14 protein-coding genes and 1 pseudogene are annotated in these 18,265 nt (G+C 62.2%); 5 read left to right on the forward strand and 10 right to left on the reverse strand.

Annotated elements, in window-relative coordinates; translation table 11 throughout:
• From B5D38_RS15145 to yihU, 5 genes and pseudogenes are all read right to left on the reverse strand, one after another.
• Positions 1-773: pseudogene (locus tag B5D38_RS15145) on the reverse strand (L-fucose/L-arabinose isomerase family protein); the annotation flags it as partial.
• Position 774: 1 nt separating this feature from the next.
• Entirely contained in the window at positions 775-1,815 is a 1,041-nt protein-coding gene (locus B5D38_RS15150) for a tagatose 1,6-diphosphate aldolase (RefSeq protein WP_078709282.1), read from the reverse strand.
• A gap of 30 nt (positions 1,816-1,845) precedes the next feature.
• Complete coding sequence (locus B5D38_RS15155; protein WP_078709283.1) at positions 1,846-2,580, reverse strand: sulfite exporter TauE/SafE family protein; 735 nt, start codon at positions 2,578-2,580, stop codon at positions 1,846-1,848.
• A gap of 15 nt (positions 2,581-2,595) precedes the next feature.
• Entirely contained in the window at positions 2,596-3,693 is a 1,098-nt protein-coding gene (locus B5D38_RS15160) for an aldose epimerase family protein (protein ID WP_207552966.1), read from the reverse strand.
• Positions 3,668-4,555: a sulfolactaldehyde 3-reductase gene (yihU, locus tag B5D38_RS15165; protein ID WP_078709285.1), complete on the reverse strand. Its 888-nt coding sequence runs from the start codon at positions 4,553-4,555 to the stop codon at positions 3,668-3,670. Before yihU ends, B5D38_RS15160 begins: the two co-directional genes overlap by 26 nt.
• 152 nt (positions 4,556-4,707) lie before the next feature.
• On the opposite strand from yihU, the gene B5D38_RS15170 reads away from it, so the two are divergent.
• Positions 4,708-5,619: a PfkB family carbohydrate kinase gene (locus B5D38_RS15170; RefSeq protein ID WP_078709286.1), complete on the forward strand. Its 912-nt coding sequence runs from the start codon at positions 4,708-4,710 to the stop codon at positions 5,617-5,619.
• 282 nt (positions 5,620-5,901) lie between these two features.
• Here B5D38_RS15170 and B5D38_RS15180 read toward each other — a convergent pair whose 3' ends face one another.
• Positions 5,902-6,510, reverse strand: coding sequence for a TetR/AcrR family transcriptional regulator (locus tag B5D38_RS15180; RefSeq protein WP_078709390.1), 609 nt, complete (start codon positions 6,508-6,510; stop codon positions 5,902-5,904).
• Between the two features lie 106 nt (positions 6,511-6,616).
• On the opposite strand from B5D38_RS15180, the gene B5D38_RS15185 reads away from it, so the two are divergent.
• From B5D38_RS15185 to B5D38_RS15200, 4 genes are all read left to right on the forward strand, one after another.
• Positions 6,617-7,327, forward strand: a complete 711-nt coding sequence (locus tag B5D38_RS15185; protein WP_078709391.1) for a PspA/IM30 family protein — start codon at positions 6,617-6,619, stop codon at positions 7,325-7,327.
• Positions 7,328-7,369: 42 nt separating this feature from the next.
• Complete coding sequence (locus tag B5D38_RS15190; RefSeq protein WP_078709288.1) at positions 7,370-7,657, forward strand: YiaA/YiaB family inner membrane protein; 288 nt, start codon at positions 7,370-7,372, stop codon at positions 7,655-7,657.
• 73 nt (positions 7,658-7,730) lie between these two features.
• Complete coding sequence (locus tag B5D38_RS15195; protein ID WP_078709289.1) at positions 7,731-11,129, forward strand: acyl-[ACP]--phospholipid O-acyltransferase; 3,399 nt, start codon at positions 7,731-7,733, stop codon at positions 11,127-11,129.
• Positions 11,130-11,432: 303 nt separating this feature from the next.
• Positions 11,433-12,245: a helix-turn-helix transcriptional regulator gene (locus B5D38_RS15200; protein WP_131829934.1), complete on the forward strand. Its 813-nt coding sequence runs from the start codon at positions 11,433-11,435 to the stop codon at positions 12,243-12,245.
• A 136-nt stretch (positions 12,246-12,381) separates the two neighbouring features.
• Here B5D38_RS15200 and B5D38_RS15205 read toward each other — a convergent pair whose 3' ends face one another.
• The 4 genes from B5D38_RS15205 to B5D38_RS15220 form a co-directional block, all read right to left on the reverse strand.
• Positions 12,382-13,758: an L-serine ammonia-lyase gene (locus B5D38_RS15205; RefSeq protein WP_078709291.1), complete on the reverse strand. Its 1,377-nt coding sequence runs from the start codon at positions 13,756-13,758 to the stop codon at positions 12,382-12,384.
• A 119-nt stretch (positions 13,759-13,877) separates the two neighbouring features.
• Positions 13,878-15,164, reverse strand: coding sequence for a serine/threonine transporter (locus B5D38_RS15210; protein ID WP_078709292.1), 1,287 nt, complete (start codon positions 15,162-15,164; stop codon positions 13,878-13,880).
• 656 nt (positions 15,165-15,820) lie between these two features.
• Positions 15,821-16,636: an SDR family NAD(P)-dependent oxidoreductase gene (locus B5D38_RS15215; protein ID WP_078709293.1), complete on the reverse strand. Its 816-nt coding sequence runs from the start codon at positions 16,634-16,636 to the stop codon at positions 15,821-15,823.
• Positions 16,637-16,752: 116 nt separating this feature from the next.
• Positions 16,753-17,601, reverse strand: a complete 849-nt coding sequence (locus tag B5D38_RS15220) for an SWFGD domain-containing protein (RefSeq protein ID WP_078709294.1) — start codon at positions 17,599-17,601, stop codon at positions 16,753-16,755.
• Between the last annotated feature and the right edge of the window lie 664 nt (positions 17,602-18,265).

An 18,265-nucleotide genomic window follows, 5' to 3' on the forward strand; every position in this document is an offset into this window, starting at 1 on the left:
CGCACGGCGATGCCGGCATAGCCCTTGTCCTTGGCGCGCTGCGAGAGGCAGCCGTGGATCTTCAGCGTCTTCCGGGTGGCGACCTCGTCCATCTCGGCGAGATTGCCGAACTCGTGGCTGCGCCGCGCCCAGCCATTGTCGGCGAGGTCCTCGGGCGCGGCCTTGACCTCCTCGATGAAGGCCTTGACCGGCTGCTGATCGACGGTGATGCCGAAGCGGGAGGCAAGCTCGCCAGCATCGAAATCGCACGGATCGAAGCCGTCGGGGTGTTCGCCGACGACGAGAAGCTTGGTGCTCTTGAAACGGCGGACGAGGGCCGCAGCCTTGGCGGCGGTCGCAATCTTTCCGGCCGCGCTCGCGTCGTCGGGCTCGCCATGGACATAGTCGATGGATTTGCCGCGCCGGCTGAGGGCATGGGCGGCGAGATTGACGCCGCAGAAGGAGTTGAGCCGAAGCCGGCCGCCGGTGCGCGGCTCGGGGAAGGACCACATCATGACGGGCGCATCGACCGCCTCGGTCAGGCCGAGGGTCATGGTCGCGTCGGCAAACGTGACCTGGAGGATGAGAAGGAGGTCGAGGGGCTCGGCGGTCAGCGCGGGTACGGCAGCGGCGGCCGCATCGGCGTCGAAGAGGATCTTCGGCTCGCCGATGAAGTCGGCATCCACGAGCTTCAGCGTTTCCAGCGCCTTCTGGAGCTTCTCCTCGGCATAGGCGACATCGAAATTGACCCGGCCGACGACGGCAAGGCCGATCTTGGGTTTGAACGAGGCCATTTCAGAAAGCCACCGCGTAGTTCTTGGGAAAATCCGGGCCAGCCCCCTCGATCACCGGCGTACCGCCTATCGAGCGATGAGCGAACCAGGGCGTCCCCATCTCGTCGGTCATGTGGTTGAGGCGGTCCATGTAGGGCAGCGCCTCGCGCGTCAGTTCGGCCTCCACGGCCGCCATATCCGGGAAGTTCTGCATGGCCTTCAGCCAGATGGCACGGCCTGCCAGATAACCGGAAGCTCCGGCCCGATAGGCGTAGTGCATGACGCGCTCGAATTCGCCCATGTTCGCGCCGGCGCTGAGCATCACCCATGGCACCGGGCTGAGTTGTCCCATCTCGTCGAAGAGTGCCTGAACCTTGTCCGAGCCCGCTTCGCCAGGCGAAGGAACCTGAGGGGCCGGTACGGGGCTCTCGAGCTTGAAGATGTCGACGCCATAACGAGGATCCGCAAACTCGCGGACGGAATCGAGCACGTTGCGCGCGTTCTTCGAATTATGCTCGATATAGTCTTTTGTCTGGCCCTGCTCCCCCGGCAGCGGATACGTCAGAAGTTCCAGAAGGAAGCAGATATCATAGCGCCGACAGGCCGCGCCGATCGCCTCGACGTAGTCCTGCTGGATCTTGCAGGTTTCCGGATCGCCGTCGGGACGGTACCAAGCCAGCGCCTTGACCGCGTCGCCGCCCATGGCCTTGATTTTAGCCACGCTCCAGTCGGCGATATTGGAAGAACGACGACCTTTCTCGTCTTCTGCGAAAGCATGCTCCTCAAGCGTGATAACGACGCCCTTGGCCGGATCGAGGAGAGAATGGGCATTCGGCCAAGCCCAGATCGGGTCGAGAAGAACAGCGCTGGCATGCGGAGCGAGAACCTTCGTCAACGAGATTTTGGCCGCCGCCACGTCTTCATAAGATGCCTGGTCGACCCCGCGTTTCTTCTGAACGAGTTGCATGATGGGAGGGCGTTGATCGACCGCAACCATTTTGAAGAAGCCGCTACGATCGGTCAGGCGGCGAATTGACCAGTATTTTCCGGCGGTCAGCGACATGTTGGGGCTCTCCTCGAAACTGTTTCTCGTTCAGATCGACTTCACGATCAGAACTGCGCCGATGACGACGAGGCAGCCGTGAACGAGATGGTGGTAATTGATCTTGAAGCGCTGAAGCATTGCGTAGCCGGTCATGCCCAGCACGAGACCGACGATGAAGGCAGGAATGGACTGGACGAAGTGCGTCAGTACCGCCGCCGTCAGCAGATCCTTTTGATAGAAACTGAAGACCGCACCTGCCATCTGCAGCATGAAAAAGCAGACAAGGGTCGATTTTGCCTGATCCGCTGACCACGGAAGCAGCGACGCATAAGCGATGACAGGGGGGCCTGGCTCGCCGACGCTTGCCCCCAGGGCTCCGGAGAAGAAGCCTGTCAGAAGCGTAGCGGAGGTTGGAGCCCTTTTGATCACCGGTCCCTTGGCGATCAAGGCATAGATGGACGAAAGCACCAAAACCACGCCCATGGCGAGGAGAATCGCCTCACCCGGCAAGCGCTTCAGCATTTCGGCGCCAAGCCAGGAGCCGGGCAGCGAGCCCACGAAGAGCACGAGGGCCGCCTTCCATTGGATGTGCTCGCGCATCGCCCAAACAATGGGAAACGTCACGAGCCATCCGAAGAGTCCCGCCAGCGGAACGGCGGTCTTGACGCCCACCACCAGTGAGAGGAGCGGGACCGAAGTCAGTGCCAGACCGAAGCCGGTCAATCCCTGGACGAAGCTGCCCAAAGCAAGAATGGCCGAGATAAGGAGAAAGACCGGTATCATTCGACCGCCTCTTTTTCAGCGCACCGCAAAGCGATGGACGGTCTGCGCTTCCCAAAGCGCATTCGCCTTGAGGGTTATGCTTGGGAAGTGGGGTTTGTTAACGGCATCCGGGAAGTGCTGGGTTTCAAGACACAAGCCCGCGAAGGCCGGAACGCGACTTCCGGATCGACCTATCCACTCGCGGTTGCCTAGCTTGTAGCCGTTGTAGAACTGGACGCTGGGCTGCGTCGTGCGCACTTCCATAACACGGCCGCTGCCAGGATGATGGAGTTCGGCACAGGGCTTGAGGTGGTCTGAACTGCCGACCGGCGGCAGACGCAAGGCGAAGGCATGATCGAAATCGCGGTTGTTCCGCCGATCCATTGCCTCGCCGACTAAGCGCGGGCGGCTAAAGTCGAACGCCGTATCCCCGACCGGTTCGACCGCGCCGGTCGGAAGAGTGAACTCGTCGGCTGGCAACACGAAGTCGGCCGCCAGCGTCAATTCATGGTCTTCGATCGTCGACCCCTCGACGCCGCTGAGATTATAGTAGTTGTGGTTGACGAGATTGACGACCGTATCGGAGTCGCTGACGGCCCTAAAATTGAGCCAGAGTTCGTTGTCCTCCGTCAGTCCTATCGAATGGACTGCGTCGAGACGACCGGGATAGCCAGAGTCGCCATCAGGCGACGTATGGTGAAGATGAAGCCAAAGGGCCACGTCGTCTTTCTCGACAGAATAGCCCCATACCGCCTTGTCGAAACCGCGGCTCCCTCCATGAAGATGATGGCCTGTCGACGCCTCATTGCGTTCGAGCACATAATTTTGGCCATTGAGCGTGAAGCGCCCGCCGGCAATCCGATTGGCGACTCTGCCGGCGATCGCGCCGAAGAAGGGATGGCCGGCGAGATAGCGTTCGAATGACTGGTAGCCGAGTACGATGTCGCCGACGCCGCCGTGGCGGTCGGGTGTCTTGAGCGATTGGATGATGCAGCCGTAGGTCAACACCGTGACGCTCATCGAACGGCTGTTGGATAGGGTGACGGCAGCCACCGGCTGTCCATCAATCGCTCCTACATGGGCAATTTCACTGCGCACGGCACGATCCTCACTTGGTGTCGGTGCGCGCTGCAACCGTGCGCACATGTTCGAGAATTGCGGACCAGTCCTGACGTCCACGACCGGCGGCGCGCGCAGCGCTGTAGACTTCCCGCGCTGCAGCGCCCAAGGGCATGGGTACAGTCACCTGGTTGGCGAGATCGAGCGCGATGCCTAGGTCCTTGTGAGCGAGTTCGATCATAAAGGTCGGAGAAAGGTCGCCTTTGAGCACGCGACCTGGCCAAGTTGTGGTGAAGTGACCTTTACCCGCCGGCGTACCCATCATCACCTTCAGCGCCTCTTCGAGCGGAAGATCGATGGCTTCGCACAAGACCGCCGCCTCGGCGGACAGGGCGTTCAGGGCAATGCTCATGAAATTGTTGACAATCTTGACCCGGATGCCGCGCCCCCGAGCTCCCGTTACGATGGTTTCGGACCCCATGCAGTCGAACAGCGGCGCCAGGCGGGCGACCGTCGCCTGATCCGCGCCGGCCAGGATCAGGAGCTCTCCGCGCACGGCGTGATCGGATGTGCGACCCACAGGCGCATCGACGAATGGAAACCCCTTTCGCTCGATTTCCTCGGCGATCGCGTCGCTTTCGAATGGATGAATGGTCGACATGTCGATGACCCAGGCACCCTTGGGCAGAGAGGTCAGGCCCCCGTCATCACCCAGCAGCGCCTTTCGGACGATCGATCCGTTGGGCAGCATCGTGATGACAGCCTCGACATCCCGAGCGCAGTCGGCCGGACTTGATGCCGGCGCAGCGCCTGCATCGACCAGCGCGCTGACCGCGTTCGTCGAAAGATCGAAAACGCGCAGTTGGTGTCCGCCCTTGATAAGATTGAGGGCCATGGGCTTACCCATTTGCCCGAGCCCGACAAAGCCGACGCGCATGAACTCTCTCCCTCTAGCGACGGATAGGCGGCTCACTTCGCCTCTGTCGCTTTCTGGTCGTTTTGGTACGAAACGGCGCTGAGATAATCAATATGATCTTTCGTTTCTTTCGTATATGAATGCTGGCACGGACGTGGAACAGGAGACAATCAATGGCAAGATCTGCGTTGGCGTGCGTCGGATCCGCAGTGCTTGATCGCATTTATCGAGTTGAGGAATTCCCTTTTGAATCAGGCAAGTATGTTGCCCGAGGGTACGCGGAAGTTGGGGGAGGGCCGGCGGCGACAGCGGCGGTGGCCGCTGTCAGACTGGGATGGCTGACACATCTTGTCGCACCAGTAGGTGAGGATGATGGAGCGATATCGATCATAAACGAGCTTGCGCAGTGGGGAGTGATCACGCGCGATGTTCATAAGGTGACAGGCGCGACATCATCGACGTCAGCCGTTTTGGTCGATGCTCAGGGGGAACGGATTATCGTCAACCACCGTCATCCCTTGATCGATTCGACTGTGGAGTGGATTGAGGAGATCGATTTTTCCGTCTTTACAGCTGTCCTTGCCGATGTTCGCTGGCCGCGCGGGTCCGAACGTGCGTTGTCGGCGGCGCGCCGCGCGGGTGTCACAACTTTGCTCGACGGGGATGTTTGCCCGGACGACATCTCGCCGCTGGTGGCGCTCGCCGATCACGTGGCTTTCTCGCAGCCGGGGCTTCAGCGTTTCACTGGTACTGATGACCTACGGGTCGGGCTGGGAATCGCGGCCAATAAAACGAGTGGCACGGTCTATGTCACCGTTGGCGAAAAGGGTTGCTACTGGCTGGAGGAGGGTAGGCTATGCCACTGTGATGGCTTCAAGGTGAAGGTTGTTGATACGACGGGAGCCGGCGACGTTTTCCACGGTGCGCTTCTCGTCGCGCTTGCGGAAGGCTTGCGAGGGCGCAAGGCCATCCGCTTCGCATCGGCAACCGCAGCGCTGAAATGCCTCCAACCTGGTGGGCGATCAGGAATACCAGATCGCTCTCAACTGGGTCGCTTCATGGAAAGCGCCCGTGAAACGCTTTAGCTGGACGGACAGACAAGCGATCGATTTGGCGCCGTGTGGCGATCTCTTCGGACGCGGGGCGAGCTTCCGGCGGCCCAAAGGATCGCCGTCATTGGAAAGATCCTGGTCTCGACCGCACTCGGTCCCATCGTGATCCGCGCGATCCATTCGTTCGTTGACGATCTTTCGCCGCGACCATGCAGCCGCTTTGTCGCGGATGCCTGTCGGTCGCCGATGGAATCGCCAATCCGAGCCCGTGAGCTCTGTCAATAGATCAACATCTTTATCCGGAGCGGTGCAGCCTCAGCGATTCAACGGGGTTGGCGCCCGCGCCACCAAGTCGACGAAGCTTTCGAGTTCTCCCTCGAGATGATCGCCCGACAGGCCGATAAAGCGCTTTTCGAGGCTGATGGAGACGATGCCGTGAACGGCGGCAAAAAGGGTGCGCGCGCGGCGCTGTCGCGCATCCTCGTCCATGTCGGGCGAGATGGCTGCCAAGGTCCGCGCGATGCCATCGATAAGACCCGCCTGATCGTCCTTGTGCCATTGCGGAATTTCGACATCGGCCAGCATCGTGGTGTCGAACAACGCCAGCCAAAGCGCGTTGTGCGTCCGCGCAAAAGCCAGATAGGCCAGTGCCATCGCCTTGAGCTTCGTGCCCGGCTCCTCGATTCCTGCGCTCGCCTCGGCCACGGCCTCGCCCAGCCGCCGCAGCGTGTCGGAATTGACATGGATGACCAACTCGTTGAGGTCCGCGAAAGCGGTGTAGAGCCCCCCCAGCGCGCAGCCCGCATCCGCCGTCACGTCGCGGGCCCTGAGCCCGCGCAGTCCCCCCGCCGCAATACGGTCTCGCGCCGCCTCGATCAGCCGGGTTCTGAGCTCCTGCCGCTTTTCCTGCCGCTTCTCTGTCATGATCACCTCAAACACAAAAATGAACATCGTTCAAAAAATGATTTGAACAACGTTCATTATCTGCTAGCTTGCGCCCATGAACATCGTTCATATAGGAGGCAAGCCGATGTTGAAAGAGTTCGTCGCGCTGGTTCGGGGCAGAAGCTACGATCAGGCGGAGACCGTGATTGACCGAAACGCGACAATCATTCTGCGACAGCAGATCCGCGATTGCGCGGGGGCGGTCGAAGGAGCGCAGCGGGCGCTCGCTGCCGCGACCGTGCATCATCAGCAGGAAATCCGGCAGAATACCCGCATTCTCGCCTCCATCGCCGACCTTGAGGCGAGGGGAGCGGCGGCCCTGCGCAAGGGTGAGGAGGACCTGGCACGTGAAGCTGCCGAGGCGATCGCAGGCCTAGAGAGCGAGAAGGCGGCGGGCGAGGCGGCCCAACAGCGCTACGAGCGGGAGATCGGACGTCTGCGTGGCCGATTGCGTCAATCCGAAACCCGACTGCGCGAGCTGAGACGCGGGCAGCGGCTTGCCGAGGCGGCGGAACGGGCGCAGCGGCTGCACGACGCCGGCGCAGGTTCAACGCGCTCGACCCTGCGCGATGCCGAAAGGACGCTGGACCGGCTTCGGCAGCGCCAAAACGAGGCCGAGGCGACAGCCGCCGCGCTGGACGACCTCGCCCGCGAGCAGGACCCGGAGACGATCAGCGAAAAGCTCGCCGCCGCCGGTTGCGGAAGCCCGTTGGGCCCGAGCGCCGAGGCCGTGCTCGACCGCCTGCGGCGCAAGATCGACGCTGAGGATCAGCCGGGCCGGGCGAGCAACGCCTGAGCTTCCCATTCATCCCCGTCACCCTAGAACAGGAAACCCGACATGTCCGAGATCAACTACGCGCCGAGGATCACCAGCATCTGGAAAAACTTCACCGTCGCCGGCTTTGTTCTGTCTGCCGCGATGATGGGTGGAGGCATCTATTTCCTCGAGGCGAGCTTCGCCGCCAAGGGCTTCTATGCCATGGCCGCCATCATGCTCGTCCACACCTCGATCACCCTCACCAAGGTCCTTCGCGACGAGGAGGAGAGCAGCCGGATGGTGAACCGCATCGAGGACGCCAAGACCGAAAAGCTGCTGATGAATATCGGCCGCGAGGAAAACTACTAGCGCTTCGGCGTTCTTCGTTCCGCCTCCGGTCGAAACGCCGGAGGCGGCGCCCCACCATCAAGAGGCCGTCCCGATGAATGACCACCTGATGACGTCGAAGCGCTTCGCGCCGCTGTTCTGGACGCAGTTTCTCTCCGCGTTCAACGACAACTTCCTGAAGAACACTCTGGTCTTCCTGATCCTTTTCCAGCTCTCCAGCGAGGAGGCCGCCTCGCTGGTGACGCTGGCCGGCGCAGTCTTCATGGCGCCTTTTCTCCTGCTCTCGGCGCTGGGCGGCGAACTCGCCGACCGCTTTGACAAGGCGGTCATGGCGCAGCGGCTGAAGCTGGCCGAGGTGGGCGGTGCCCTTGTCGCCGTGGCCGGCATCGCCATCCATTCGATCCCCGTGCTGATGACGGCGCTCTTCATCTTCGGTGTGGTTTCGGCGCTGTTCGGACCGATCAAATACGGCATTCTGCCAGACCACCTGCCGAAATCCGAGCTGCCGAAGGCCAACGCCTATATCGAGGGCGCCACCTTCGCCGCCATTCTCGGCGGCACTATTGTCGGCGGCCTCGCCTCGACTGGCGGCACCGACGTCACGATCTTCGGGCCGATGATGCTGGCGCTTGCTGTCGGCTGCTGGCTGATCAGCCGCGCCATTCCAAGAACCGGCTCGGCCGCGCCCGATCTCAGGATCGATCCCAACATCCTGCGCTCCACCGCCCGCCTTGTTAGCGAACTGCGCGACGATAGGCGCCTGTGGAGCACCGCTATCATGGCCGCCTGGTTCTGGCTGGTGGGCGCCATCATGCTGTCGATCCTGCCGACATTGGTGAAAGCCCGGCTGGGTGGCGCTGAGATCGCAGTCACAGCTTATCTCGCTGTCTTCGCCGTCGCCGTCGGTATCGGCTCCGCGCTCGCCGCCTGGATGTCGCAAGGGCGCATCGTGCTTCTGCCCGCGCCGCTCGGCACCGCGCTAATGGCGCTCTTCGGGCTCGACCTCGCCTGGACCGTCGCGCCGCTTCACGCCACCAGCGAAGCCGCTTCGCTCACCGCTTTCTTCGCCGGCGCCGGCACGATCCGCGTCGCTGTCGATCTTGCGGGGCTGGCGATCGCTGGCGCGTTCCTCGCCGTGCCAAGTTTCGCGGCTCTGCAGAGCTGGGCGAGGGAGGACCACCGCGCCCGCGTCGTTGCCGGCGCCAACGTCATCAGCGCCGGCTTCATGACAGTCGGCGGCGGCGTCGTTGCCGGCATCCAGGCGGCGGGCGTCAGCCTCACCGTCATTCTGCTCGGCCTCGCCATCCTCAACGTGGCGGCGGCTGTCGCCATGCTGCGCTATCTGCCGACGAGCCCGTTTCGCGATTTTGTCTCCATCTTCTTTCGCGCCTTCCACCGGCTGGAGGTCGAGGGCCTGGAGAACCTGAAGGCGGCGGGCCCCGCGCCGATCCTCGCGCTCAACCACGTCAGCTTCCTGGATGGCCCGCTCGCCTTGACGCTGACCGACGAGGAGCCCGTCTTCGCCATCGATCACACCATCGCCAGCGCTTGGTGGGTGAAGCCGTTTCTGAAGTTTACCCGCGCCCTGCCACTCGATCCGGCACGCCCGATGGCAACCCGGACCCTGATCAAGGTGGTGCAGGGCGGCGATCCGCTGGTGATCTTCCCCGAAGGCCGGATCACCGTCACCGGCGCCCTGATGAAGGTTTATGACGGGGCCGCCATGGTCGCCGACAAGACAGGGGCGAAGATCGTCCCCATCCGCATCGACGGGCTCGAGCGCAGCATGTTCTCGCGCCTGACGCCCCTGCATGTCAGAAAGTCGCTTTTTCCCAAGGTGAAGGTCACGATCCTGCCGGCGCGCACCCTGTCGGTGCCGGACGAGCTGAAGGGTCGCAAGCGGCGCGCCGCTGCCGGGGCCGCGCTCTACGACATCATGAGCGACCTTGTGTTCCGCACGCAGGATCTCGACAAGACGATCCTTGAAAAGACCATCGCAACCGCGAGGATGCGCGGCATGGGTGCGCTCGCGGTCGAGGATCCGGTCGCCGGAAAGCTCTCCTACGGTCGGCTGCTGACCGCCACGGCGGCGCTCGCCCGCCAGTTCAAGGCGCGCTTTTCCGCCGAGGATACGCTGGGCATCATGCTGCCGAGCGCCAATGGCGCCTGTGTGACGACGCTCGCCGCGCTTTCGGCCGGCAAGGTCCCGGCGATGATCAACTTCACCTCCGGCGCCGCCAACATTCGCTCCGCCTGCCGCGCCGCCAAGGTCTCGACTATTCTCACATCGAGAAGCTTCATCGAGAAGGCGCGCCTCGCGCCTCTGGTGGAAGCCCTCGGCAGCGACGTGCGCATCGTCCACCTGGAGGACATTCGGGAATCCATTGGCCTTTTCGACAAGATGGTGGCGCTCGTCCGGCGCGCGTCCCCCCTGGTCGAGCGCAAGGCTGACGATCCTGCGGTCGTTCTCTTCACCTCGGGCTCGGAGGGAGCGCCCAAGGGCGTCCTCCTGACCCATCGCAACATTCTCGCCAACGCCGCCCAGGCCGCAGCCCGCATCGACTTCCATTCCGGCGACAAGCTTTTCAATGTGCTGCCGATGTTCCACGCCTTCGGCCTGACCGCCGGCACGATTCTGCCGCTGACCGCCGGCGTTCCGGTCTATTTCTATCCTTCGCCGCTGCATTATCGGCTGGTGCCGGAACTGATTTATGCCTCCAACGCCACCATCATCTTCGGCACGGACACGTTTCTCGCCGGTTATGCGCGCACGGCGCACCCTTATGACTTCCGCTCTATCCGCTACTGCTTCGCTGGTGCCGAGCCGGTGAGGGCATCGACGCGGGCAACCTTCATGGACAAGTTCGGGGTCCGCGTGCTCGAAGGTTATGGCGTGACGGAAGCCGCGCCGGTCGTGGCCCTCAACACGCCGATGCATGCGCGCGCCGGCACCGTCGGCAAGCTGATGCCGGCGATCGAGCACCGTCTGGAGCCGGTGCCGGGCGTCGAGGAGGGTGGTCGGCTCCATGTGCGCGGACCGAACGTCATGGCCGGCTATCTCAGGGAAACGGCGCCCGGCGTGGTCGAGGAGCCGGAGGACGGCTGGCACGACACCGGCGATATCGTCTCTGTCGATGCCGACGGCTTTGTCACCATCAAGGGCCGCGCCAAGCGCTTCGCCAAGATCGCCGGCGAGATGGTGTCCCTCGCCGCCATCGAAGCGCTCGCTGCCGATCTTTGGCCCGATGCGCTTTCCGTCGCCGCTACCGTGGCCGACGACAGGAAGGGAGAGCGCCTGGTCCTCCTCACCGAGGCCGAGGGAGCGACGCGCGAGAGCTTCACCAGCTTCGCTCGTGGCCGGGGCGCCAACGAATTGATGATGCCGGCCGAGCTGCGCGTTGTCGAAAAGCTGCCGGTGCTGGGCACGGGCAAGGTCGATTACCGGTGGGTCGCCGAGGGGCTCAGGGCCGAGCAGATGCGGCAGACCGCTTAGGGCCGAGCATGCGTCCGTCAACGCATCGTCGGGAAAATGCGCCGGTCCATCCCCGGCGTTTTTTCTTGCGCCAGTGTGGATGGCCTAATTGGAAAGAAAGTCGCATGAGTTGCGCAGGATTTTTCGTTTCGGTGCGTTTATAGCCGTTGATGGAGCAGCTGCGCCATTTTGAAGCGCCAATCAGGATCAAAATGCGAGAAATTATCGCATTCTGATCTTGCGAAGCGCTGGCTGGTGGCCGACACTGCCATCTATCATCCTGAGTTCGAACGGGGCGGACGCGATCGCTGAAGGATCGTTCTTGTGGTCTGCCGCAAGCTCCCGTCGCCATTTCCGGCTTCTCCCAAAGCCTGGAGCCAGGATGTCGCGCGGCCGGTTGTCGCGAAGAAGAGGTGCAGGATGCGCGGGACGTCGTGGAGACAGCACTACATCAAGCTGACCGAGTTTCTCGGTCTGCTGCTGGGACCCGACTACGAAATCGTGCTTCACGACCTCAGCCAGGCGGACCGGTCCACCATTGCCATCGCCAACAGCCATATCAGCGGCCGCACGGTCGGCGCGCCCCTAACGTCTGTCGCGCTGCAGGCGATCGCGAGCCACAGCTACGACACCAACGACTATCAGATGAACTATGCCGGGCTCGGCCTGGGCAACAAGCTGCTGCGATCCTCGACCTTCTTCATCAAGGAGAATGACCATCTGGTCGGGCTGCTCTGTATCAACTTTGATGACAGCCGATATCGGGCGGTCAGCGAGCTGGTTCTCAAGCTCGGCAACCCGGACATGGTGCCGGAAAATACCTTTGTGTCGAGTGACCTGTCGGCCTCCCTGCCGGAGCGGACACCCGGCGGCGAAATGGAGCGTTTCCCGCAGAACCTGACCGAGCTCACGGACGAGGTGCTCGACGAGACGCTCGAGAAGATGAATCTCAAAAGTGGAAAAATCTCGCACCGTCAGAGGTTCAGGCTGGTCGAACAGCTGAACGATCAGGGCTTCTTTCTTCTGAAGGGCGGCGTGAAGCTGGTGGCCGACCGGCTGAACTGCTCGCAAACCACCATCTACCGCTATCTCCAGCGCCTGACCGAAGGGGCGGAGGCGGAAGGCGCCGATGTTTGACGGCCGGCGCTGAGGCATTGTTCAGCGCTTCGGCACACTGACAAGCGAAGCCCCGGAAGAGCGAGCGTGGTTTCCACGCTCGCTCTTCCGGGGCTTTGTTGTCGATCGAGGGAGACAGCCGTTGATGCCGGGTGTCTCAGCACTCGGTGATGTTGACGGCGAGGCCGCCGCGCGACGTTTCCTTGTACTTCGTCTTCATATCCTTGCCCGTTTCCCACATGGTGCGGATCACAGTGTCGAGGGAAACGCGGTGTTCGCCTGTGCCACGCAGCGCGAGGCGGGCGGCATTGATCGCCTTGACGGCGCCCATGGCGTTGCGCTCGATGCAAGGCACCTGGACGCGCCCGCCAATGGGATCGCATGTCAGGCCGAGATTGTGCTCCATGCCGATCTCGGCGGCGTTTTCCACGTTCGCCGGCCCGCCGCCGCAAATCTCGGCGAGCGCGCCGGCGGCCATCGAGCAGGCGACGCCGATCTCGCCCTGGCAACCAACCTCGGCGCCCGAGATGGAGGCGTTCTTCTTGTAGAGAATGCCGATCGCCGCCGCCGTCAGGAAGAAGCGCACGAGCGTCTCGCTGTCCACCTTGGAGACGAAGCGGTCGTAATAGTGCAGCACGGCCGGGATGACGCCGGCGGCGCCGTTGGTCGGCGCGGTGACGATGCGCCCGCCGGCCGCGTTCTCCTCGCTGGTCGCGAGCGCGAAGAGGTCGATCCACTCCATCACGGCCAGAGGGTCCTTGTTGGACTTGCGCTCCGAGGTCAGCTGGCGAAACAGCGCCGGAGCCCTGCGCCTCACGCCGAAGGAGAGATAACCCTCGGTATGACATCCCCGTTCGACGCAGCTTTGCATGGTGTGCCAGATCCGCTCCAGCCCGGCGATGATCTCGTCGTGGCTGCGCAAGCACTTTTCATTGGCGAGCATGAGGCTGGAGATGGAGAGCCCGGTTCTCTGGCAGTGTGCCAAGAGTTCGGCCGCCGTGGAGAAAGGATAGGGCACATCGGCTTCAGGCTCGCCACTGCCGCGATTGCGCTTGAATTCGTCCCATTGGCTGTCCTCGACGATGAAGCCGCCGCCGATCGAGTAATAGGTCTGGCTGAAGACCGTATTGTCGTCCGCATAAGCATTGAAAGTCATCGCGTTCGGATGGGCAGCGAGCGGCTTGCGGCGGCTGAGAACCACCCCGTCCTGTCGTGGCAAACGAGCGGCATGGGTGCCGCCGAGGCGGATCGTCTCGCTTTTCTCGACGGTTGAGAGAAATTCGGTGATCGCGTCGATCTCGACCGTGTCGGGTTCGAAACCGGCCAGCCCGAGAACGATGGCTCGATCCGTCGCGTGCCCCTTGCCGGTTTGTGCCAGTGAGCCGAAGCACTCGGCGCCGACGCGGTTCGTTCCGGGCAGGAGATCACGGGTCCGCAGCTCTTCCACGAAGGCGCGCGCCGCGCGCATGGGCCCCACCGTGTGGGACGAGGAAGGGCCGATGCCGATCGAGAACATGTCGAAGACACTGATCACAGTCGTTCTCCGCTTGGCCGAAGGCGACCCTCGGCCAGGACAATGAAGATGATGATGGTGGAGCGCGGCGGCTGTTGGCGAGGAGGCGAGCGGCAGACCGGCTGCCGCTCGCCCGAGGATTACGCCACCAGCTTATAGAGGATGGCCGAGATGGCGATTAGGCCCATCAGCGTCACGAACGCGTTGCTCAGATGTCCCTTGTACTTGGCCATCGCGGGCACCTTGCGGATCGCGTACATCGGCATCAGGAAGAGGATCGCCGCGATGATCGGCCCGCCCAGTGTCTCGATGAGGCCGAGGATGGAGGGGTTGATCACGGCAACCAGCCACAGCGTCAGGATGAAGAAGACGATGATGAAGGCTTCGAGGCGCTTCGGGTTCGGCTCGCTGCCGAAGCTGCGGGCCTGCTGCATGATGATGCCGCGCAGTCCCTCGCGGGCCCCGAGATAGTGGCCGAAGAAGGACGTGACGATTGCGGTGAAGGCGACGGCCGGGCCGAAATAGGAGATCACCGGGCTGTCGAACTGGTTCGCGAGGTAGGACAGCACGGCGATGTTCTGCGATTTCGCCTCGGCGAGCTGGGCCGGCGTCAGGCTCATGATGCAAGACAGCACGAAGAACATCACGAAGATCAGCAGCATGACCGCAGTGCGCCGCAGGATCGCGTCGCTCTTGGCAACGGCGTTGGGGCCGTGCGCGCGGCGCTGGACCAGCGCGAAGCTGGAGATCGCCGGGCTATGGTTGAAGGAAAACACCAGCACCGGCAGGGTGAGCCACAGCGTCTTGAAGAAGTCGCTGGCGGACGGCACCACTGAAAGGGCCGAGCCGTTCCAGCTCGGGATGAGATAGAGCGAAAGACCCGCCAGGATGATGATCAGCGGGTAGACCAGCCACTCCGTCACCTTGAGCATCAGCTTTTCACCGGCGACCATGATGCCCATCATGCCGAGAATGAGCACGATCGACAGGAGCCAGCGCGGCGGCGAGGCCACATGCATCTGGTTGACCAGGAAGCTGTCGACGGTGTTGGTGATGCCGACGCCGTAGATCAGGACGATCGGGTAGATCGCGAAGAAATAAAGCAGTGTGATGAGCTTTCCGGCCCCCGCGCCGAAATGCTCCTCGACGACCTCGGTGATGTCCGCGTTCTCATGCTTGGAAGAAAGCACGAACCGCGCGAGCGCGCGGTGCGAAAGGTAGGTCATCGGGCCGATCAGGATGGCCATCGCCACCAGCGGCCAAAAGCCCGCCATGCCGGCGTTGATCGGCAGGAACAGGATGCCGGCGCCCACGGCCGTTCCGAACAGGCTGATGGACCAAACGGTGTCCTGTTTGGTCCAGGTGATCCCTTGCGGCGCGCTGTAGCTTTGCACAGGCGCCTGCGATTTTGCGATCGTCTCTGACATTGCCCCCTCATGGTGTTTCCGCGATCCGCTCTTTAACGAAAGCGAGTTGGATCGTTGCGAGACCCGCCTTGTCGCGGCTCGCTGTTTGCTGCCCAAGTTCATCACGAAGTGGAAGCGAAGACTTGTCCTCGCCTCTGGTATTTGTTTCCGCATCTCGCAGATGCTCTGTGAAGAGCCTATTGCGGCGATGCCATCCCCTGGAGCATTTCGGTGACATTACGTACACGTTCAATGCTTTGGATCTTTGATTTTCGGCAATTCCAGATGCAAAACCGCTTCACGGTATTGCTGGGACTGCTCTCTTTGGATCGCTGCGACTTCCTCTCCAATGCGAGCGATTCAGATTCTTTACGGCCCTCCGCGAACGTCCTGAAACCTGCCCGATCCGCGACGGTGGCCTACAGGCTTGTTCGGACGTGACCACTGAAGCAGCCTCCGCCTCAAGAGTGCTGATAAAAAACTCCCAAAACAGGAGATTGTCAATTATTTTTGCATTTTTGTGCGCAGATTATGGGCATATGCGACAAAATGGCACAAAATATCCGGCGCAGCCATCGGGTGATGGGCGCGAGCGCCGGATTTTCTGCAAAGCCTCATGGCTGGGCGACCTGGATGCCGCCTTCTGGGGTCTTCCCTGTGGAGCCGCTGACTGGCGTTTAGGCGCCCTGGCCCCAGTTCATCTCCAGACCGCCGTCGATGGTGAAACTCTGTCCCGTGATGTAGTCGGCCTCATCGGACACGAGATAGGCGGCCAACCGTGCGACCTCCCAGGGCTCGCCAGGCCGGTGCCAGGGAATCTGAGCCATTTCCTCACGGTGAATCTCGGGGTCTTCGATGCGCTCGATGGTCATGGGCGTGCGAATCTGGCCCGGCGCGAGGGCGTTCACGTTGATCCGGAGCGGCGCCACTTCGAGCGCCAAACTGCGGGTGAAGGTGAGGAGGCCGCCCTTGGCGGCGCCATAGGCGGCGCTCTGTGGGCTGGGAATCCGCTCGTGGACCGAGGTCACGTTGACGATCTTCCCACCGCCATCGGCCGATTTGCGCAGGCGGATGAATTCGCGGCAGCAGAAGAACGGGCCGTAAAGATCGGTCTTGAGAACCGCGTCGAAATCCTTCGTTTCGAGATCGATGACGGGCGTGCCGGGCGTCTGTCGGCCAGCGTTGTTGATCAGGATATCGGGAACGCCGAGTTCTGAAGTGATCTTGTTGAAGGCTTCCGCGACGCTCTTCTCGTCGGTCACGTCGATTTTCACCACGATCCCATGGCGGCCGTGGCCCTTGACCCCACGCAGCGTCTCTTCCGCACCGTCCTGATCGGAATGGTAGGTGACGGCGACGTCGGCGCCCTCTGAGGCGAGTTCTTCGGCGATGGCTCTCCCGATGCCGGAATCCGAGCCGGTGACGAGAGCGATGTGCCCCGCGAGCCTCTGCGAGCGTTGCGGGCCGGGAGCTTTGGCTTTGAGGTCGGCCATTGGTTACCTTGTCCTTCGGCATTCTGTCGTGGCGAAGCACGGAATGGCTATCGCCTCCGACATGACCTAGCCGGCACGCCAAGGCGCACCGGCCGGCCGGTTCGGGACGAGAAGGCTTATGCCTTCGACGTCGTTCCAACAGGTGTCATCAGGCTATCGTCTCTGGCGCCCGCGCCGGGCGCGCCGACCCGGAGGTTGTTCTGAACGTGGGTAACGCCTGAGACTGCGTCCGCGCAGTCTTCCGCGCGCCGCTTCTCGGCGCGGCTGGAGACATGACCATCGAGCGTCACCTCCCGGTTGGAAACCGTGACCTCGATGTCGGAGGCATCCACCGCGTAGTCGTTGGTCAGGCGGTCGTTGACGTCCTCGCGGATGCGATCATCGGAGCGGGTGTAATTGCGTGGTCCCTTGCCGCGATGATCCGCCTCCCGGCGACGGGTCGCGTCCTCGTCGCCGAACCAGGAGGCAATCTCGTCTCCCGCACGGTCCCAGAAATCCCGACCTTCATCGCTGCGTCGCGTGTCACGATCCCGGGCATACTGTCCGCGGAACCGGTCGATATCGCCGGGATATTGTCCGCCGCCATATGGCCCGTAGTCGCGGCTGCGACCGCCATAGGGCCCGTAGCCTCCATAATCGCGGTCATAATGTTGATCGGCGTAGGAACGGCGGTTGCCTCGCTCACCATAGGGCCGACGGTCGGAATTCATGCTCTGACGTGAGCGGTCGCCATCTTCGTCATAAACGTGATATGGCGCCCACTCGTAGCCCTGCTCGCGTGCTCGGCGGAATTCGCCCACGCCTTCGGGATTGGCCTCGCGCCGATCCAGGTCGTCGGCGGGCAGATTATCGCGTTCGCCCGTAACTCCCGAGCGACGGCGGCCGTAGCGCTCGTCTTCCCGATCGGTTCGCCAGGAGCCACGGTTCTCATGATCGCGGTCGCGGTAACGATAGTCGTCGGCCATGTCATTCTCCATCATAAATCGGCGGGCCGGCCACTCGGCCGGCTCTCGACCTGTTGGAGATTCAACTGCGACGGAATCGGGCAGTTCCGCTTATCGTTCCCGGCTAAATATTCACCTCAAAAGTGATTGCGGGTTCAGCATTCCAGAGATCTGTTCGGAATTTGTGCGACTTCGCATCCGTGTCACAGGCAGTGGGGTATCCGAATGGCTCGGCTAGAGGCACCCTGATTTGAGCCGTGCCGTCTCATGCTCGATATAAAATTCAGATTGATCTGATCAGAATTTTGGATTTCGTTTGAAGATGAGCTTTCTTATTTTATCCGAATTAGAAATAGTGCGTCAACTTGACGCTGAAACGATGTAAAACCCTTTCATAAACGGAAATATGCGCTTGGATGGTGTGTCCTGTTGGCTCTAACTGTTCCAATTTCCCTTGAAAGATCATTGACACACCTTGATTAATCGAGAAACGTAAGCGGCGGGAAAGGCGCGTTGTATCGGGCGCTGGAGCGGCGCGAAGTGCTCTTCGCGATGGAGGCGAGCCGCAATGGAGGTGGCGTCATTGGGGCGTCTCCTGTCGACGTATCGCTAATGTCGCCAGCTCCTCCGTCAGTGCGCCGGGTTGAGGAAGATCGCGCATCGGAGGAGGGGAGGCCTCAACCGG

Source organism: Consotaella salsifontis, from assembly GCF_900167365.1.
Taxonomy (GTDB): Bacteria; Pseudomonadota; Alphaproteobacteria; order Rhizobiales; family Rhizobiaceae; genus Consotaella; species Consotaella salsifontis.